The 17,590-nt window shown below is 64.8% G+C and carries 15 protein-coding genes; 12 read left to right on the top strand and 3 right to left on the bottom strand.

Translation table 11 applies throughout. The features are described 5' to 3' along the window. The first annotated feature begins 34 nt into the window (after window positions 1-34). Entirely contained in the window at window positions 35-1,663 is a 1,629-nt protein-coding gene (locus tag UNPF46_RS33480) for an inorganic phosphate transporter (protein WP_142252921.1), read from the top strand. 74 nt (window positions 1,664-1,737) lie between these two features. Here UNPF46_RS33480 and UNPF46_RS33475 read toward each other — a convergent pair whose 3' ends face one another. Next, window positions 1,738-2,910 carry a M20 aminoacylase family protein gene (locus tag UNPF46_RS33475; RefSeq protein ID WP_100180242.1) on the bottom strand — a complete coding sequence of 391 codons (1,173 nt, stop codon included), beginning with the start codon at window positions 2,908-2,910 and terminating at the stop codon, window positions 1,738-1,740. A gap of 174 nt (window positions 2,911-3,084) precedes the next feature. Between UNPF46_RS33475 and UNPF46_RS33470 the strand changes: the two genes are divergently transcribed. The 8 genes from UNPF46_RS33470 to UNPF46_RS33430 all read left to right on the top strand — a co-directional run bounded on the left by UNPF46_RS33470 (window position 3,085) and on the right by UNPF46_RS33430 (window position 9,664). Beyond that, window positions 3,085-4,704, top strand: a complete 1,620-nt coding sequence (locus UNPF46_RS33470; RefSeq protein WP_142252920.1) for a GMC family oxidoreductase — start codon at window positions 3,085-3,087, stop codon at window positions 4,702-4,704. A gap of 12 nt (window positions 4,705-4,716) precedes the next feature. Next, window positions 4,717-5,598, top strand: a complete 882-nt coding sequence (locus UNPF46_RS33465) for an alpha/beta fold hydrolase (RefSeq protein ID WP_142252919.1) — start codon at window positions 4,717-4,719, stop codon at window positions 5,596-5,598. A gap of 234 nt (window positions 5,599-5,832) precedes the next feature. Continuing rightward, a complete protein-coding gene (locus UNPF46_RS33460) occupies window positions 5,833-6,777 on the top strand; it encodes a metallophosphoesterase family protein (RefSeq protein WP_142252918.1) in 945 nt (314 codons plus the stop codon). A gap of 14 nt (window positions 6,778-6,791) precedes the next feature. Beyond that, complete coding sequence (locus UNPF46_RS33455) at window positions 6,792-7,127, top strand: cupredoxin domain-containing protein (RefSeq protein ID WP_100180246.1); 336 nt, start codon at window positions 6,792-6,794, stop codon at window positions 7,125-7,127. A gap of 103 nt (window positions 7,128-7,230) precedes the next feature. Then, on the top strand, window positions 7,231-7,782 hold the full coding sequence (locus UNPF46_RS33450; RefSeq protein WP_142252917.1) for a sigma-70 family RNA polymerase sigma factor: 552 nt from the start codon (window positions 7,231-7,233) through the stop codon (window positions 7,780-7,782). Further along, window positions 7,779-8,543 (top strand): anti-sigma factor family protein, encoded by a 765-nt coding sequence (locus UNPF46_RS33445; RefSeq protein WP_142252916.1) that lies wholly within the window; start codon window positions 7,779-7,781, stop codon window positions 8,541-8,543. The genes UNPF46_RS33450 and UNPF46_RS33445 overlap by 4 nt, the downstream gene beginning before the upstream one ends. A 104-nt stretch (window positions 8,544-8,647) precedes the next feature. Continuing rightward, window positions 8,648-8,833: a hypothetical protein gene (locus UNPF46_RS33440; protein WP_142252915.1), complete on the top strand. Its 186-nt coding sequence runs from the start codon at window positions 8,648-8,650 to the stop codon at window positions 8,831-8,833. A 222-nt stretch (window positions 8,834-9,055) separates the two neighbouring features. After that, window positions 9,056-9,664, top strand: coding sequence for a hypothetical protein (locus tag UNPF46_RS33430; protein WP_181770234.1), 609 nt, complete (start codon window positions 9,056-9,058; stop codon window positions 9,662-9,664). Window positions 9,665-9,739: 75 nt separating this feature from the next. Here the strand turns inward: UNPF46_RS33430 and hpnO are convergent, their stop codons facing one another. Continuing rightward, window positions 9,740-11,131, bottom strand: a complete 1,392-nt coding sequence (gene hpnO, locus UNPF46_RS33425) for an aminobacteriohopanetriol synthase HpnO (RefSeq protein ID WP_100180252.1) — start codon at window positions 11,129-11,131, stop codon at window positions 9,740-9,742. A 142-nt stretch (window positions 11,132-11,273) separates the two neighbouring features. Between hpnO and UNPF46_RS33420 the strand changes: the two genes are divergently transcribed. Continuing rightward, window positions 11,274-11,906, top strand: a complete 633-nt coding sequence (locus UNPF46_RS33420) for a DUF2147 domain-containing protein (RefSeq protein ID WP_174719208.1) — start codon at window positions 11,274-11,276, stop codon at window positions 11,904-11,906. On the opposite strand, the gene hpnN is transcribed toward UNPF46_RS33420, so the two are convergent. Next, complete coding sequence (gene hpnN, locus UNPF46_RS33415; RefSeq protein WP_142252913.1) at window positions 11,874-14,462, bottom strand: hopanoid transporter HpnN; 2,589 nt, start codon at window positions 14,460-14,462, stop codon at window positions 11,874-11,876. The two genes, UNPF46_RS33420 and hpnN, sit on opposite strands and share 33 nt — an antisense overlap. 462 nt (window positions 14,463-14,924) lie before the next feature. Here hpnN and ispH point away from each other — a divergent pair, with 462 nt between their 5' ends. Next, entirely contained in the window at window positions 14,925-15,851 is a 927-nt protein-coding gene (gene ispH / locus UNPF46_RS33410; RefSeq protein WP_100180255.1) for a 4-hydroxy-3-methylbut-2-enyl diphosphate reductase, read from the top strand. Between the two features lie 36 nt (window positions 15,852-15,887). After that, window positions 15,888-17,048 carry an adenosyl-hopene transferase HpnH gene (hpnH, locus tag UNPF46_RS33405; protein ID WP_100180256.1) on the top strand — a complete coding sequence of 387 codons (1,161 nt, stop codon included), beginning with the start codon at window positions 15,888-15,890 and terminating at the stop codon, window positions 17,046-17,048. Window positions 17,049-17,590 lie beyond the last annotated feature (542 nt).

Here is a 17,590-nt window from a genome sequence, read left to right as displayed (position 1 = left end):
ATGGCCCCTCAGGAAAGTTAAGGGGCGTCCAGACATGACCGATGTTGCATTCGACCGCGCGGTAGCCGATCCCGCGCCCGTCCAGCCGGCCTCGCGGCCAAATCTCGACAAGGGCTTCAATCCGCTGACGATGATCCTGTTCTTCGGCATCCTCGCCGCGGGTCTGCTGTTCGTCGCCTACAGCATCTACGTCGACGTCAACGCCACCGGCACGCGCGTGACGACCTACCTGCCCTACATCCTACTGTTCGTCGCGCTGCTGATCGCGCTCGGCTTCGAGTTCGTCAACGGCTTCCACGACACCGCCAATGCGGTGGCGACCGTGATCTACACCCATTCGCTGCCGGCCGAAGTCGCGGTGATGTGGTCGGGCTTCTTCAACTTCCTCGGCGTGCTCTTGTCCTCCGGCGCGGTCGCCTTCGGCATCGTCTCGCTGCTGCCGGTCGAGCTGATCCTCCAGGTCGGCTCCAGCGCCGGTTTTGCCATGGTGTTCGCGCTGCTGATCGCCGCGATCCTGTGGAATCTCGGCACCTGGTTCTTCGGCCTGCCCGCCTCCTCCTCGCACACGCTGATCGGCTCGATCATCGGCGTCGGCGTCGCCAACGCCGTCATGCGCGGCCGCGACGGCACCTCGGGCGTGGACTGGAGCAAGGCCACCGAGATCGGCTACGCGCTGCTGCTGTCACCGCTGTTCGGCTTCATCTGCGCCGCCGTGCTGCTGCTCGTGCTCAAGTTCATCGTGCGTAACCCCGCACTCTACGCAGCGCCCGAAGGCAACAAGGCGCCGCCGCTCTGGATCCGCGGTCTCTTGATCGCAACCTGCACCGGCGTCAGCTTCGCGCACGGCTCCAATGACGGCCAGAAGGGCATGGGCCTGATCATGCTGATCCTGATCGGCACCGTGCCGACGGCTTACGCGCTCAACCGTGCGCTGCCGGAATCCCAGGTCGCCCAGTTCCAGAAGACCTCGGATGCCGCTTCCAGGGTGATCGCGGCGAAGGGCGCGGGCCACAGCATCATTGGCGATCCCCGCCCCGCGGTGACGCAGTACATCGCACTGCATCAGATCAACGAGGGCACCTATCCCTCGCTCGCCGTGCTGGTGAAGGACGTCGGTGATCAGGTCGCCAAATACGGCACCTTGAACAAGGTCCCGGCCGAGGCCGTCGGCAACACCCGCAACGACATGTACATGACCTCGGAAGCGATCCGCTTCCTGATGAAGGACAAGGAGAACGATCTCAGCAAGGAGGAGATCGCGACCCTGAACGCCTACAAGGGCTCGCTCGACGCCGCCACCAAGTTCATCCCGACCTGGGTGAAGATCGCGGTGGCCATCGCGCTCGGTCTCGGCACCATGATCGGCTGGAAGCGCATCGTCGTCACCGTCGGCGAGAAGATCGGCAAGAGCCATCTCACCTACGCGCAAGGAGCGTCCGCCGAGCTGGTCGCTGCCGCCACGATCGGTGCCGCCGACGTGTTCGGCCTGCCGGTCTCCACCACCCACGTGCTGTCGTCAGGCGTCGCCGGCACCATGGCCGCCAACGGCTCGGGCCTGCAATGGTCCACCATCCGAAACCTGCTGATGGCCTGGGTGCTGACGCTGCCCTGCGCGATCATGCTGTCGGCCACGCTCTACGTGATCTTCTCGCGGATCTTCTAAATCCGAGCGCATCACCCAAGACAGAGGGCCCGTGCAATGCACGGGCCCTCTTCATCTGAGCGTCGACTTCGGCCTTACGATGCCGCGAGCGATTCCTCGACGAGCTTCACCCAGTAGGACGTGCCGTAGACGATCGCCTCGTCGTTGAAATTGTAGGCGGGGTGATGCAGGCCGGCGCTGTCGCCGTTGCCGCAGAAGATGAAGGCGCCGGGGCGCGCTTCCAGCATGTAGGCGAAATCCTCGCCGCCCATCAGCGGCGGCATCTCGTGCACATTGGCTTCGCCCGCGACCTGCTTGGCGATACGGCGCGCCACCTCGGTCTCCGCGGCATGGTTGTTCACGACCGGATAGTTGCGCTTGTAGTGCAGGTCGATCTTGGCGCCGGTGATCTGCGCGACGCCCGCGACCACCTCGTGCACGCGCTTCTCGACCAGCTTGCGCACCTCCGGCGAGAGCGTGCGGATGGTGCCCCGCAGCGTCGCGGTCTGCGGAATGACGTTGCGGGCATTGCCGGCGTGGAATTCGCAGATCGAGATCACGGCCGATTCCAGGGGATCGACGCTGCGCGCGACGATCGACTGCAGCGCCGTGATCACCTGCGCACCAACCAGCACGGAATCGATGCATTTGTGCGGACGCGCGGCGTGGCCGCCGAGGCCTTCGATCATGATGTCGACCTCGTCGGTCGCTGCCATGATCGGGCCCGGCCGGATCGCGAACGAGCCGATCGGGATGCCCGGGCCGTTGTGCATGCCGTAGACCTGCTCGATGCCGAAGCGCTCCATCAGGCCGTCCTTGACCATGGCCTCGCCGCCGGCGCCGCCCTCCTCGGCCGGCTGGAAGATCACGATCGCATCGCCGGCGAAGTTGCGGGTCTCGGCGAGGTAGCGGGCTGCTCCCAGCAGCATCGCGGTGTGCCCGTCATGGCCGCAGGCGTGCATCTTGCCCGGGGTCTTGGAGGCGTAAGGCAGGTTGGTCTGCTCCTCGACCGGCAGCGCGTCCATGTCGGCACGCATCCCGATCACCTTGAGGCCCTCGCCGGCCGGCTTGCTGCCCTTGATCACGCCGACCACGCCGGTCTGGCCGAGGCCGGTCACGACCTCGTCGCAGCCGAACTCGCGCAGCCGGTCCGCCACGAATGCTGCAGTGCGATGGACGTCATAGAGCAGCTCGGGATGCTGATGGATGTCCCGGCGCCAGGCCTGAATATCGGGTTGGAGGTCGGCGACACGGTTCACGATGGGCATGGAGGGTCTCGAGATTTGTTGGGAATACAGGACTGTCTACCATGCAAGCGCCAGTCCACCCAACCGCCTGACATCGGGGTCTAGCCCTGCCCGCCCGGCATGGCCGGGCTTGTCCCGATCCGCCGCGTCTGCCTATTAGGGCGGAACGCTAGTGACCATCCGGGTGGAAGCAGAATGCCAAGGCGGCTCGAAGGTGAGTTTGACTACATTGTCGTCGGGGCCGGCACGGCCGGCTGCATCCTCGCCAACCGGCTCTCGGCCGAGCCCAGGAACCGCGTCCTCGTCCTCGAAGCCGGCGGCGACGACAACTGGATCTGGTTCCACATCCCCGTCGGCTATCTCTTCGCGATCGGCAATCCGCGCTCGGACTGGATGTTCAAGACCGAGGCCGAGCCGGGCCTGAACGGCCGTTCGCTCGCCTACCCCAGAGGCAAGGTGATCGGCGGCTGCTCGGCGATCAACGCCATGATCTCGATGCGCGGACAGGCCGCCGATTACGACCATTGGCGCCAGCTCGGCATGACCGGCTGGGGCTACGATGACGTGCTGCCGCTGTTCAAGCGGCTCGAGGATCACTTCCTCGGCGCCAGCGAGCATCACGGCGCCGGCGGCGGCTGGCGCATCGAAGCGCCGCGGCTGTCGTGGGACGTTCTCGATGCCGTTGGCGATGCCGCCGAGGAAATGGGCATCAAGCGCATCCCCGATTTCAATACCGGCGACAACGAAGGCACCAGCTATTTCCACGTCAATCAGAAGCGAGGGCGGCGCTGGTCCTCGGCGCGCGGCTTCCTCAAGCCGGCATTGAATCGCCCCAACCTCCGGCTCGAGAAGCACGTGCTGGTCGACCGTCTCGTCATCGAGCAGGGCCGCGCGGTCGGCGTGCGCTTCATCCAGAACGGCGAGGTCATCGAGGCGCGCGCCAGGCGCGAGGTGGTGCTTTCGGCCGGCTCGATCGGCTCGGTGCAGGTGCTGCACCGCTCCGGCATCGGCCCCTGCGACTGGCTGTCGCCGCTCGGCATCGACATCGTCATGGACAAGCCCGGCGTGGGGCGCAATCTGCAGGACCATCTCCAGCAGCGCGCGATCTACAAGGTCGAGGGCGTGCGCACGCTGAACGAGACCTATTACAATCTGTTCCGCCGCGGATTGATGGGCCTCGACTACGCCTTCCGCCGCCGCGGTCCGCTGACCATGGCGCCGTCGCAGCTCGGCATCTTCACGCGGTCGGACGCGACGCGCGCGCGGGCGAACATCCAGTTCCATGTTCAGCCGCTGTCGCTCGACAAGTTCGGCGATCCCCTGCACCGTTTTCCCGCCATCACCGTCAGCGCCTGCAATCTGCAGCCGACCTCGCGCGGCACCGTGCGGCTGCGTTCGGCGGCGCCTGACGAGAAGCCGATCATCGCGCCGAACTACCTCTCCACCGACGACGACCGTCAGGTCGGCGCGGACGCCATCCGCACCACCCGTCGCCTGATGCAGCAGAAAGCGCTCGCCAAATATCGCCCGAGCGAATACCTGCCCGGCCCCACCGTCGGCGATGACGATGCCTCGCTGGCGAAAGCCGCCGGCGACATCGGCACCACCATCTTCCATCCCGTCGGCACCGCGAAGATGGGTGCGGTGAGCGATCCCATGGCGGTCGTCGACGAGCGCCTGCGCTTCTACGGCCTCGACGGCCTGCGCATCGTCGACGCCTCGATCATGCCGACCATCACCTCCGGCAACACCAATACGCCGACCGCGATGATCGCCGAGAAGGGCGCCACGATGATCTTGGAGGATGCGAAGTAGCGTCCCGCCACCATGATCAATCCACACCGCTTTTCAATCGGCCGCGCCGGCGCAGAGATCGCCATGCTGCAATGGGGCGAGAGCGGCAGGCCGCCTGCCCTGCTCGTGCATGGCACCGGCTTCGTCGCCGATGTCTGGAGCGAGGTCGCGTGCGAGCTGGCATCGACATATACGGTCTATGCGTTCGACCGCCGCGGCCACGGCGCAAGCCACAAGCCGAGCACCTATCACTTCCTGGATTATGCCGATGACGTCTGCCGGGTGATGGACGCTCTCGGTTTGCGCGACATTTATGGCATCGGCCATAGCGCGGGCGCGACCGATCTTCTGCTTGCGGCAAAGCTCCTGCCCGGGCGTTTCACGCGGCTGTTCGTGATGGAGCCGACCATCATGGACCCTCGCGCGGCGCGCGCCGGCGGATTGGACGACGACTCCCTGTCCCGTGTGCAAGGCGCGCTGCGCCGTCAGGCGGAGTTCGACAGCCTGGACGTCGTCTTCGAACGCTACCGCGCGGCGCCTGTATTTGCGGATTGGACCGAAACGTCGCTGTGGGCCTATGTGCGCCACGGCTTCGTGTCGCTCGAAGACGGCCGGGTCCGGCTCTGCTGCACGCCTGAGACCGAGTCTGCGATGCTGCGTCCCATCTACGAGGCGATGACGCAGGTCTATGTTGGCGATGCCCGCGGCAATCCATTTGCCTCACTTACCGAGATCGATTGTCCCGTGCGCGTCACCACCGCCGCGAAGTCGTGGCCGGTCTACAAGGTGATGGCCGCGCGCGCCACTTCCCTGATTCCGCACGTCAGCACGATGGTTTTCGAAGGTGCCGGGCATTGCGTGGCGCAGGAAGTGCCGGCGCGGGTGGTGCAGGCCACACTGGAATTCGCAAAGTAAGTCTCGTGCCCCGGACGCAGCGCAGCACGCAGTGATGCGCTGCTGAGCCGGGGCCCATCTCACCGCGTACCCGCGTGGCCTTCTGGATCCCGGCTCTGCGCAGCAATGCCACGCATTGCAGCGCGTCCGGGACACGAGACCTCCTCACGAAATCGTCATCTCATCCGGGAATAAGTCCCCTCCTCCCCCAATCACCTCCCCGAAGCCCAATTCCGGGCGAAGCGGAGATGCGCGATGAGCGGACACGATCACGGCGGCGACGGCGTCAGCCGCCGCAAGGTGCTGGAATGCATGACCTGGGCCGGCACCGGAGTGCTCTGGACCGTCACGGGCGGCGTGCCGCGCTCGCTCGGCATCATCGATTCCGCGCAAGCAGCGACCGCGGTCGCACCCGGCATGACCTTCCTCCAGATCAGCGACAGCCATGTCGGCTTCGACAAGCCGGCCAATCCCAACGCGCTCGGCACGCTGGAGGAGGCAGTCAATAAGATCAACGCGATGCCGGCCAAGCCGTCGTTCATGATCCACACCGGCGACATCACGCATCTGTCGAAGGCCGCCGAGTTCGACAATGCCGAGCGCATCATCTCGCAAACCAAGCTCGACGTGCACTACGTGCCCGGCGAGCATGACTTCCTCGACGAGGAGGTGAAATTCTATCGCGAGCGCTATGGCCGCGGCACCAAGGGCCACGGCTGGTATTCGTTCGATGCCGGCGGCGTCCACTTCATCGGCCTCGTCAATGTCGTCGACCTCAAGGCCGGCGGACTCGGCAATCTCGGCGCCGAGCAGCTCGCCTGGCTGGAGGACGACCTGCGTGGCAAGTCGAAATCGACGCCGATCGTGCTGTTCGCGCACATTCCGCTCTGGACCGTCTATCCCGAATGGGGCTGGGGCACCGAGGACGGCGGCCGTGCGCTGGAGCAGGTGAAAGGCTTCGGCTCGGTCACCGTGCTGAACGGCCACATCCACCAGGTCATGCAGAAGGTCGAGGGCAACGTCACCTTCCACACCGCGCGCTCCACCGCCTTCCCGCAGCCGGCGCCAGGAGCCGCGCCTTCACCCGGACCGATGAAGGTCGAGGACGCCAAGCTCCGCGGCATGCTCGGCGTTGCCAGCATCAACTTCAAGCAGAACGAGCAGCGGCTCGCGATCATCGACACGCCGCTCCAGGGTTAAGGTGGAAGCCGACAATGAAGACCCTCAACCGCCGCGACTTCGGTCTCGATCTCGGACTTGCCTTGGCCGCGGCCATTCTGCTGCCCGCAACGACAGCCCGCGCCGACGACATGGAGGTGCATATCGACAATTTCGTCTTCCAGCCGGCCGAGCTCAAGATCAAGGTCGGCACGACCGTGACCTGGACCAACCGCGACGACATCCCGCACACCGTGGTGTCGGCCGGCAAGTTCAGGTCCAAGACCCTGGACACCGACGACAAGTTCTCGTTCACCTTCACCAATGCGGGCGACTACAAATATTTTTGTTCGCTGCACCCGCACATGACGGGGATGATCAAGGTTGAGTAACGTCTCCAACCAAGGCATCAACGTCCTGCCCGGCCGGTGGTCCCACGCCGGCCGGGCTCCTGCGTCTCCTGCGACATCAGGCGAAACGGCAAAGCGAGCGGCGATGCCAGCGACAAGCGACGATCCAGACAAGGCGCGGCGTTTTCGCGAAGCGGCTCTGCCCTATCTCGACGACGTCTACACGCTCGCGCGCTACTTGCTGCGCGACGCGTCCGATGCGGAAGACGCGGTGCAGGAATGCTATCTGCGCGCGCTGAAGCACTTTGACAGCTATCGCGGCCCGGCCATGAAGCCCTGGCTGTTCGCGATCCTGCGCAACGTCTGCAACGCCGAATATGCCAGGCGCGCGGCGAGACCCAGCGCGATCGAGGACACCCCCGGCGCCGCCGACCAGACGCCGATCTGGCAGGAGAGCGAGGCGAGCCCGGAGGCGGAAGTGCTGCGCAGCCGCGACGCCGGCGCCATCCGCAAGCTGATCGACGCGCTCGCCGAGCCGTTCAAGGAAACCTTCGTGCTGCGCGAGATCAACAATTTGTCCTATCGTGAAATCGCGGAAGCCGTCGGCGCCCCCATCGGCACCGTGATGTCCCGCCTCGCCCGTGCCCGCGCCATGCTGCGCGCGGCCTGGACGGCGGAAGAGGAGCACTCCAGATGACCTGCGACGAAGCAAGGATCATGCTTCACGCGCTGCTCGACGGCGAGCTCGACGCCGGCCATGCGCGCGAGGTCGAAGCCCATATCGCCGACTGCGCGGACTGCGCCGCGGAATTCGCGGCGCAGCGCCAGATGCAGCGCGTGCTCGCCGACACCAATCTGCGTTACGCCGCGCCCGCCAGCCTGCGCAACAAGATCGAGGCCTCACTGCCGAAGGCACAGACCCAGCCCAGCCGCCGCTCCGTGCTGCGAGGCTTTGCGATGGGCTCGGCGGTCTCCGCGCTCGCCGCCACAGGCATCGTCGCATTGGTGCTGCGCCAGGACGACCAGCAGCGCATCCTCTCGGAGGTGGTCTCCGCGCATCTGCGCTCGCTGCAGGCCGGACACCTCATCGACGTGGTCTCGACCGACCAGCACACGGTCAAGCCCTGGTTCAACGGCAAGCTCGACGTCGCCCCGCCCGTGATCGACCTCACCGCACAGGGCTTTACCCTGGTCGGCGGCCGGCTCGACTATATCGACGCCCGCGCCATCGGCGCCGTGGTCTACAAGCGGCGCCAGCACGTCATCAACCTGTTCGTATCGCAGACATCGAGCACCGAGCACCAGCCGCCGAAGACGCAGACCATGCAGGGCTTCAACTGCCGCCGCTGGGGCGAGCGCGGCCTGAACTTCTGGGCCGTCAGCGACATCGGCGGCGACGAGCTCGCCGAGTTCGTCGACAAGTTCGAGGCGGCCATGAAGGCGAATGTGGAGGGGTAACTGCCGGCGGCGGGGGAAGCTCCGCGGCATGGTTCAGAAGTGACGACTCTCACAGTCCTCGCGAGCGCAATTCGGCAGGTTGCAGCTCCATTGGGAGGACTGACATGGTTCCGTTGTTGATTATCTGCGCCACGCTGCCGTCGATGTTCGCGGCAGGCTGCGCCGCCTTGCTGGCCTTCAGGGAGCGCAAGCAATGGATCTGGTTCGCGCTGCTGTCCCTCATTGCCGGCTTTGCCGGCCTGCTCACGCTGAACATGCTTCACATCTGGGAATACGCCGGACGTTGCTGAGGCGCAGTCGGCGGAAGGTCAAGCCGACCTTCACACCGACCGGATGGCGCCGGGGCGATCGCAGCTTGAACTTCTGGGCCGTCAGCGATGTCGGCGGCGACGAGTACGTCGAGAAGTTCGAGGCTGCGATGAAGACGGATGCGGAGGGAGAGCGACGCTCCCCGCAGGACCAGACCACAACTTTTGATTGCGAGGCCAGGAAAGGGCTGCTAATTCAGCGCCATGATGCGCCCTCTTTTCCTTGCCGCCGCTCTTGCCTGGACGATCGCCGCTTCCCTACCGGCAACAGCCCGCGACGGACTCGCCACCACGATGCGAGCCGTCCTCTACGAGGAAGACCCGAGCAATCCGAAGGGTAACCGCGCAGACGGAAAGATCATCTGGCGGGTAGAACCGACGACCGATGCTGCGGCACCGTCAGGCGACGTCACGATACGCGGCGACATCGAGGTGCCTTCGCGAAATCTGCGGATGACGCTCTCCATCCGGCGTAATTTCGACCCCGCGCTGCCTGCCACTCACACGATGCAGATCGATGTCGCCCCAGACTTCGCGGCCGGCAAGATCAAACAGGTGATGGGCCTGCTGATGAAGGTCAACGAACAGGCCAAAGGCGCGCCCATCGCCGCGCTGACGGTGAGAATTGACGACACCCATTTCCTGATCGGCCTGTCCGCTGTGCCACAAGATGCATCCAACAATTCGCTTCTGATCCGAAGCCGAGCCTGGATAGACATCCCGATCCTCTATGCAACGCAACGCCGCGCCATCCTCGCGGTCGAAAAGGACGGCGACGTTCTACCGCTCTTCAATACGGTATTTGGGCACTGAAGCGGACGCACGCCGCCGTGGCGTTCGATCACATCGAAGCGGCGAAGAAGCCGATCACCGCTTGAGCGACAGGCCTTACGCCGACCTTCTCACCGCGTTGTCCACCAGCGTCTTGCCGAGCGACCAGATCGCGCCGGGGACCTTGTGGCTGCCGGCGATGACGTCGTCGAACGCCTTCTCGATCCAGGTGCAGTCTTCTTCCGTGATGGTGAGCGGCGGCAGCAGCTTGATGGTGTGGCTGCCGTGGCCGGCGACCTGCGTCAGGATCTTGTGATCCTTGAACAGCGGCACGGTGATGAGCTGGCAGAACAGGCCCTTGTTGGCGGTCTCCAGCACGTTCCAGGAGGCGCGCAGGCGCAGCGATTTCGGCGGGCCGAACTCGATGCCGATCATCAGGCCCTTGCCGCGGACTTCCTTCAGCAGCTCGTAGCCGGGCACCATGCGCGTCAGCGCGAGGCGCAGCTCGGCGCCGCGCTTGGCGGCGGACTCGATCAGCTTCTCGGACTCCATGACGTCGAGCGTGGCGATGCCCGCGGCCATGGCGAGGTCGTTCTTCGAGAAGGTCGAACCGTGCACCACGGCGCGGTCCATCTGATTGAAGATCTTGTCGAAGATGGCCTTGCGCGTCAGCACCGCGCCGACAGGCACGTGGCCGCCGGACAGCGACTTCGACAGCAGCACCATGTCGGGCTCGACGTTCCAGTGCTCAACCGCGAGGAAGCGGCCGGTGCGGCCCATGCCGGTCTGGATCTCGTCGGCGACGAACAGCGTACCGTATTTCTTGCAGAGCGCGGCCGCGCCGGGCAGGAACTCGTCGGTGGGCATGTTGACGCCCTTGCCCTGGATCGGCTCGACCACGAAGGCCGCGACCTCGCGCGAGGCCAGCGCCTTTTCCAGCGCGGCCAGATCGTTGAACGGGATCGAGGTGCAGCCCGGCAGCAGCGGCTCGAAGCCGGTGCGGAAATTCGAATCGCCGGTCAGCGACAGCGCGCCATAGGTCAGGCCGTGATAGCCGTGGGCGCAATAGACGATGCCGGGGCGGCCCGTCGCGCCGCGCGCGAACTTGATCGCGGCTTCGACGCATTCGGCACCGGAATTGGCGAAGAACGCCTTGTCGAGATAGGGCACGTATTTCAGCAGCCGCTCGGCAAGCACGCCGGCGAGCACCGAGACGTCGAACTGGACGAGATTGGGCAGGTCGGCATCGAGCACGCTCTTGAGCGCCTCGCGCATGACCGGATGATTGCGGCCGATCGCAAACACGCCGAAGCCGGACAACAGGTCGAGATAGCGCGCGCCGTCGCGATCGTAGAGATACTGCCCCTGCCCCTTCTGGAAGCCGACATCGTAGCCGATGGTCTTGAGGACCCGAACGAACTGCTCGTTCAGATACCGATTATGCAGGGTGCTGCGCTGGGCCTGACGGTCCGCGAATAGCTGAGACATGTCTGGATTTGGGCTGTGCATCCGTTACATACTTCGGTTGAGGGTCGTCTCGTCAACTGAAAAGGGACCGTTACCTGAAAACGGTCTGTGCGGCCTTTTGCCCTTTTTCGGACCATCTTCGCAAGCACAGCTTTAAACCATGTTGCACTGCCGAGGAACTATCATGCGTTTAGCCCTTTACACCGGACTAATACTGGCTGGCGGTTACACCTGCCTGACGCCGGCGCTCGCCGCCGATCCCACCGGCGACTGGCGGGTGGCCGACGGCGTCGCCAACATCCGCGTCGCGCAATGCAATGGCAGCATGTGGGGCGCCGTGGCCTGGGAAAAGAAGCCCGGCGGGCGCGACGAGAACAATCCGGATGTCTCGAAAAAGAACAGGCCCACGCTGGGCATGGTGACACTGATCGACATGAAGAAGAAGCCCGGTGCCGATCAGTGGGAAGGACAGGTCTACAACGCCCAGGACGGCCAGATCTACAGCGCGACCATCACGCCAACGGGCACAGATCAGCTCGAAATCAAGGGCTGCGTGATGGGCTTCCTCTGCGGTGGCGAGACCTGGACCCGGGTTGGCCCGCCGATCCCCTTGAGCACCGCCAACGCCATGGCCAAGGGCGCGCCGAAGCCCACCGCCGCGGCGCCGAAAGCCACAGGCACGACGGTTGCCGCCGCGCCTGCGCCCGCAGCCCCGAAGGCCCCGGCCCCGGCCGCCGCCAAGCCCGGTCAGAAGGGCGCCGCCGACCCGGTCGGCGACATCTGTCTACTCCCTGAGATTGCGGGGTTTGCCCATTAGGGCCGGCTGGAACAGCAGCACGGCCGCGAGCGTCGTCACCAGCGAGAGGGCAAGCAGCTTGCCCATGCTGGACGTGCCGGGATGGCTCGACAGCCACAGGCTGCCGAACGCGGTCGCGGTCGTCAGCGCGCTGAAGAAGATCGCGCGCGTCAGGCTGGTCTGCAGCAGGTTTGTCCTGCCGGAGCGCCAGGCCACGACATAATAGATCTTGAAGGCGACGCCGACGCCGAGCAGCAGCGGAAACGCGACGATGTTGGCGAAGTTGAGCGGCAGGCCGATCAGCACGCAGATCTCGAGCGTCACCGCGCCCGCAACCAGGAGCGGCACCAGCGTCATCAGCACGTCGACGAAGCGGCGTAGCGTGATCCACAGCAGCAGGCCGATCACCAGCAACGCGTAGATGCCGGCGTGGATGAATGCCCGCACCACGGTGTCGCCGGATTTCAGGATCGAGACCGGCCCGCCAATGGCGGTTGGCTCGGCGACGAGCACCGCAGCCGCAAATTTGCGCAGCGTGTCGTTGTCGTTGGGATCGCCCTTGGGCAGCGCCTCGACGCGGATGATGCCGTCCTTGCTCTTCCAGGCGCTGACGAGGTCGGGCGGCAATGACTTCAGGGTGACCGGCTCGGCCTGCATCGCATTCCTGAGCTGGTCGAACACGATCTTCATCGGCGTGACGAACACGTCCTGCGCCTTGTTGCGCGTGGCCTCGTCGCCATTGGCGAGCTTTTCGAGCGCGTCGGCCAGACGGCGCGAGGCGACCGCGCCCGGGCCCTTCGCGTCGCCGGCGGTGCGGCGCAGATTGTCGACCGAGGATTTCAGCGACTCGACGTTTTCCTGATCCGACGGCGCCGCGTCGATCTGATCGGGGTTGAGCGCGGGATTGAGCACCTTGGCGCCCTGCGCGAGCAGCTTCAGCTTCGGCGGCTGGTCCTGCGGCACGAAGCTGTCGAGCGACATCACCCTGAGCACCTCGGGCACCTTCTCCAGCTTCGCCTCGACCTGCCTTGCCTGCTCCTCGGACGTGACCATCACGTTGATGGCATTGGCGCCGGTGTTGGGGTCCTTGCGCAGGTCGAGGAAGGTCGCGATCGATTCGGCCTTCGGATTGCGCAGGTTCATGGGGTTGAAGTCGAACTTCATGAAATAGAGCAGCGGCAGCCCGGCGAGCGCGAGCAGCAGCGTGCCGCCCACGACCAGCACGCGGTGCTGCTCCAGGAAGTGATCGAGCGGCGCCAGGAAGGCATAGCCGACCGGCTCCTTCTCGCCGGGCGGGTTCAAGAGCTTCAGCATGGCCGGCAGAACGGTGATCGACGAGATGAACGCCACCAGCATGCCGACGCCGGCGATCTGGCCGAGCTCCGCGATGCCTTTGTAATCGGTCGGCATGAAGCAGAGGAAACCGGCAGCCGTCGCCATCGCCGCCAGCGACAGCGGCACCGCCGAGCGCTTGGCAGCCAGCACCAGCGCGCCCGTGAGGTCGTCGTGCTTGAAGCGCTCGGAGCGGTAGCGGACGCTGTACTGGATGCCGAAATCGACGCCGAGGCCGACGAACAGCACCGCAAACGCGATCGACAGCAGATTGAACGACCCGACCATCATCAGGCCGGCCGCGGTCGTCAGCGCGAGGCCGACGAAGAGGTTGACGAACACGGCGAAGATGATCTTCGACGAATGCAGCGCGAGCCACAGGATGAGCAGCACGACGAGAACCGTGCCAACACCATTGACGACGGCACCTTCCTGGACGGTGGCGTATTCCTCGTTGGCGATCGGAATCGGGCCGGTCAACCGCACCCGCGCCTGGTACTTGGTCGGGAAGTCCAGGTCGGCCGCCGCTTTCCGGATCGCGTCGGTGGCATCCTTGCCGGGCTCGAGCGCGTTGTAGTCGAGGATCGGCTTGAACTCGATGAAGGCGCGCTTGTCCGAATCCTTGAGCGGCTCGTCGCTGACGAGTTCGCGCCAGGAGAAGCTCGCATCGCCCTTGTTGAGCACTGTCTCGACCGTCTGCGCGATCAGGTTGAAGGGCCGCGCGGTGCTGTCGAGCTTGACCTGGCCGCGCTTGACGCCCGCAAGTCCGGTCTCCAGCGCGCCGGTGAGGCCGCGAATCGAGGGATCGCCGGCCATGATCTCGATCAGGGGCGCGGCGGATTCGAACTGGCCGGTGATCTTGCCGACCTCTTCGGTCGGCAGGAACAACAGGCCGTTCTTTTCGAAGAACTCGCCGCTGCCGAGCTGCTGCATCGACTGGAAGTTGGTCTTGTCGCCTTTCAGCTTGGCATAGAGCGCGTCCGACGCTGCGCTCGCCATCTCGGGCGTTCGCGCTTCGACCACGGCAAGAATGAGCTCATTTTGGTCGAACGCCTTGTCGAACTGCTGGTCGCGCTTGCGCCAGTCAAGGTTTTGAGAAATCAGCGAATTGATGTCGGTGTTGATGGCAAAGTGCCGGGACGCGTAATAGCCCGCGCCCACCGCCAGCAGGAGCCCGAGAACGACGACGAGGGAGGCAAACCGGGTGCAGGCCCTGACGATGGCAACGACGACGCTTTGCAGCACTTCTTTTCTTTCTGCGGTTAACAGCTTGCCGGAAACGCCCGCTGTTTATCGGAGTTCCCGGGCGAAACCTATTGCTGTTTTGGGTGGCTCTCCCGGAACAAGGTTCGAAGTAAACGGCGGGAGGCCGGGCAAAATCATGCGGGGCGGTCGGGTATAGCCGGGGAGTTGAGGCGGGAAAGTGACGAAAGGCTGAGCACCCGTGTTGCCCATCTTGCTAGCGCCTGCCACCCTACTATAATACCTAAATATCAATCGTGTCGGGACCTGGCGGTTTCATTCGACCTTTCCTTGCTGCCGATTTTTTGACACAAAGAATTGCGCCTCCATGCGCCGGAGCCCCACGGGGGTGGGTGGCTACCGCGTTCGCGAACCAATGGTGCGGATATTGCAACTCATTGGTCAGTATCGGGTGCCGCCGGGGACTGAAAAGCGGAATGGTGCAACTTGCGTGATGGGCGTCCCATGGAAGTTTATCTGGCGCAACCGCGCGGCTTCTGCGCGGGCGTGGTGCGTGCGATCGAGATCGTGGAACGGGCGCTGGAGAAGTACGGCCCGCCCGTCTACGTGCGCCACGAGATCGTGCACAACAAATACGTCGTCGAGAGCCTGAAAACCAAAGGTGCCATCTTCGTCGAGGAACTGTCCGAGGTTCCACCGAGGGCGGTCACGGTGTTCAGCGCCCATGGCGTCGCCCGCAGCGTCGAGGAAGAGGCCGCTGCGCGCGACCTTCCGGTGCTCAATGCCACCTGCCCCCTGGTCACGAAAGTTCACAATCAGGGGAAGCGTTACGTCGGCACGGGCCGCACGCTGATCCTGATCGGCCATGCCGGGCACCCCGAGGTCGAGGGCACGATGGGCCAGGTTCCCGGCCCCGTGCTGCTTGTCCAAAGCGTTCAAGAGGTTAAGGCCCTGAGCCTGCCCGCGGATCAGCCAGTGGCCTACATCACCCAGACCACCCTGTCGGTCGACGACACCAAGGACATCATCGCTGCCCTCAAGGCCCGCTTTACAGATATTCAAGGCCCGGATATCCGGGATATCTGCTATGCGACACAGAACCGCCAATCTGCGGTAAGGGACTTGAGCAAGCTGGTCGACGTGATCTTGGTGGTGGGCGCTGCCAACAGCTCGAATTCGAACCGGCTTCGCGAAATCGGCACCGAGGCCGGCGTCGCGAGTTATTTGATTGCCGACGGCAGCGAGCTCAATCCGGAGTGGTTGAAGAGTGCGAGGACGGTCGGTGTTACGGCCGGCGCTTCGGCGCCTGAGGTACTCGTGGATGACGTGATCGAAGCGATGCGGCGGATCGGACCGGTCAAGGTCCAGGTACTGCCGGGCCGTGAGGAAAACATCGAATTCCGGCTTCCGGCCCAATTGGCTGCGAGCTGACCCACCTGAATTCAAAGCCCAGAAAGAAACTTTGTAATGGCTATCCCCTTCTTCAAGGAAATGCGTATCGGCGGCTATTTGCTCAAGCAGAAACTGCTTGGCCGCAAACGCTATCCGCTCGTGCTGATGCTGGAGCCGCTGTTCCGCTGCAACCTCGCCTGCGTCGGCTGCGGCAAGATCGATTATCCGGATGCGATCCTCAACCGCCGCATGACCGCGCAGGAGTGCTGGGACGCGGCCGACGAGTGCGGCGCGCCGATGGTCGCGATTCCCGGCGGCGAGCCGCTGATCCACAAGGAGATCGGCGAGATCGTGCGCGGCCTCGTCGCGCGCAAGAAGTTCGTCTCGCTCTGCACCAACGCGCTGCTGCTCGAGAAGAAGCTCGACCTTTTCGAGCCCTCCCCTTACCTGTTCTTCTCCGTGCATCTCGACGGCCTGCGTGACCACCACGACAAGGCCGTGTCGCAGAAGGGCGTGTTCGACCGCGCGGTGTCCGCGATCAAGGCGGCCAAGGCGCGCGGCTTCACGGTCAACGTCAACGCCACCATCTTCGACGGCCATCCGGCCGAGGAGATCGCAAAATTCCTCGACCTCACCGTCGAGCTCGGCGTCGGCGTCTCGATGTCGCCCGGCTACGCCTATGAGCGCGCGCCGGACCAGGAGCACTTCCTCAACCGCACCAAGACCAAGAAGCTGTTCCGCGACGTCTTCGCGATGGGCAAGGGCAAGAAGTGGAACTTCATGCATTCCGGGCTGTTCCTGGACTTCCTCGCCGGCAACCAGGAATACGAGTGCACGCCCTGGGGCATGCCCGCGCGCAACATCTTCGGCTGGCAGAAGCCCTGCTATCTGCTCGGTGAAGGCTACGCAAAAACCTTCAAGGAGCTGATGGAGACCACCGACTGGGATTCCTACGGCACCGGCCGTTACGAGAAGTGCGCCGACTGCATGGCCCATTGCGGCTACGAGCCGACGGCTGCGACCGCAGCCCTCAACAACCCGCTCAAGGCGATGTGGGTGTCGCTGCGCGGCATCAGGACCACGGGCCCGATGGCGCCCGAGATCGACATGAGCAAGCAGCGCCCGGCGCAGTACATCTTCTCGGCGGAAGTGCAGAAGCGTCTGTCGGAGATCCGCAAGGACGAGGCCGAAGCCGCTGCCGCGAAGGCCGCGCAGAAGGCTTCGACCGCGGCGTAAAGCGCGCACGATCAAATCTCACCACGAAGGCCCGGCCGCGATCGCGACCGGGCCTTTTCCTTTGTAGGCCGTTGTGCCGCAAGACGAGCGGCCCGTGTCCCGGACGCGCTGCAGCGCTTCTATAGCGCTGCAGCGCAGAGCCGGGACCCAGCAGCCGCGTGCCGTGTCGATGCATGGGCCCCGGCTCTGCAGCGCATCGTCGAAGGGACGCTGCGCTGCGTCCGGGGCACGAGAGGAGATTGAGCCGTTCTCTCTCGCCGTCATTGCGAGCGTATGGGGCACGGCCTGCGCTCAATCAGCTCTCTTCCTCGCAGACGCGACTTCGCATTCCCGCGGCTTCTTTCGCCCGAGCTTTGCTGTTCGTTCGCGCCCCTGAAAGACCAGAGGGCGCAGGGAAGGCCGGGCGCCGGCGGCACCCGCGGTCCGCGTGCAATGAAAACGCACACGGGGTGGACTACAGGTGATGCCGGTCGCCCGGCCTTCCCTGCGCGGATGGTTTTAACGGTGTCCTTCGTGCTCTCCTCGGGGAGCGTTGCACTATT

The sequence above is a fragment of the Bradyrhizobium sp. UNPF46 genome (assembly GCF_006658625.1).
In the GTDB taxonomy this organism is placed as follows: domain Bacteria; phylum Pseudomonadota; class Alphaproteobacteria; order Rhizobiales; family Xanthobacteraceae; genus Bradyrhizobium; species Bradyrhizobium nitroreducens.
This window is presented reverse-complemented; position numbering and strand designations above follow the sequence as displayed.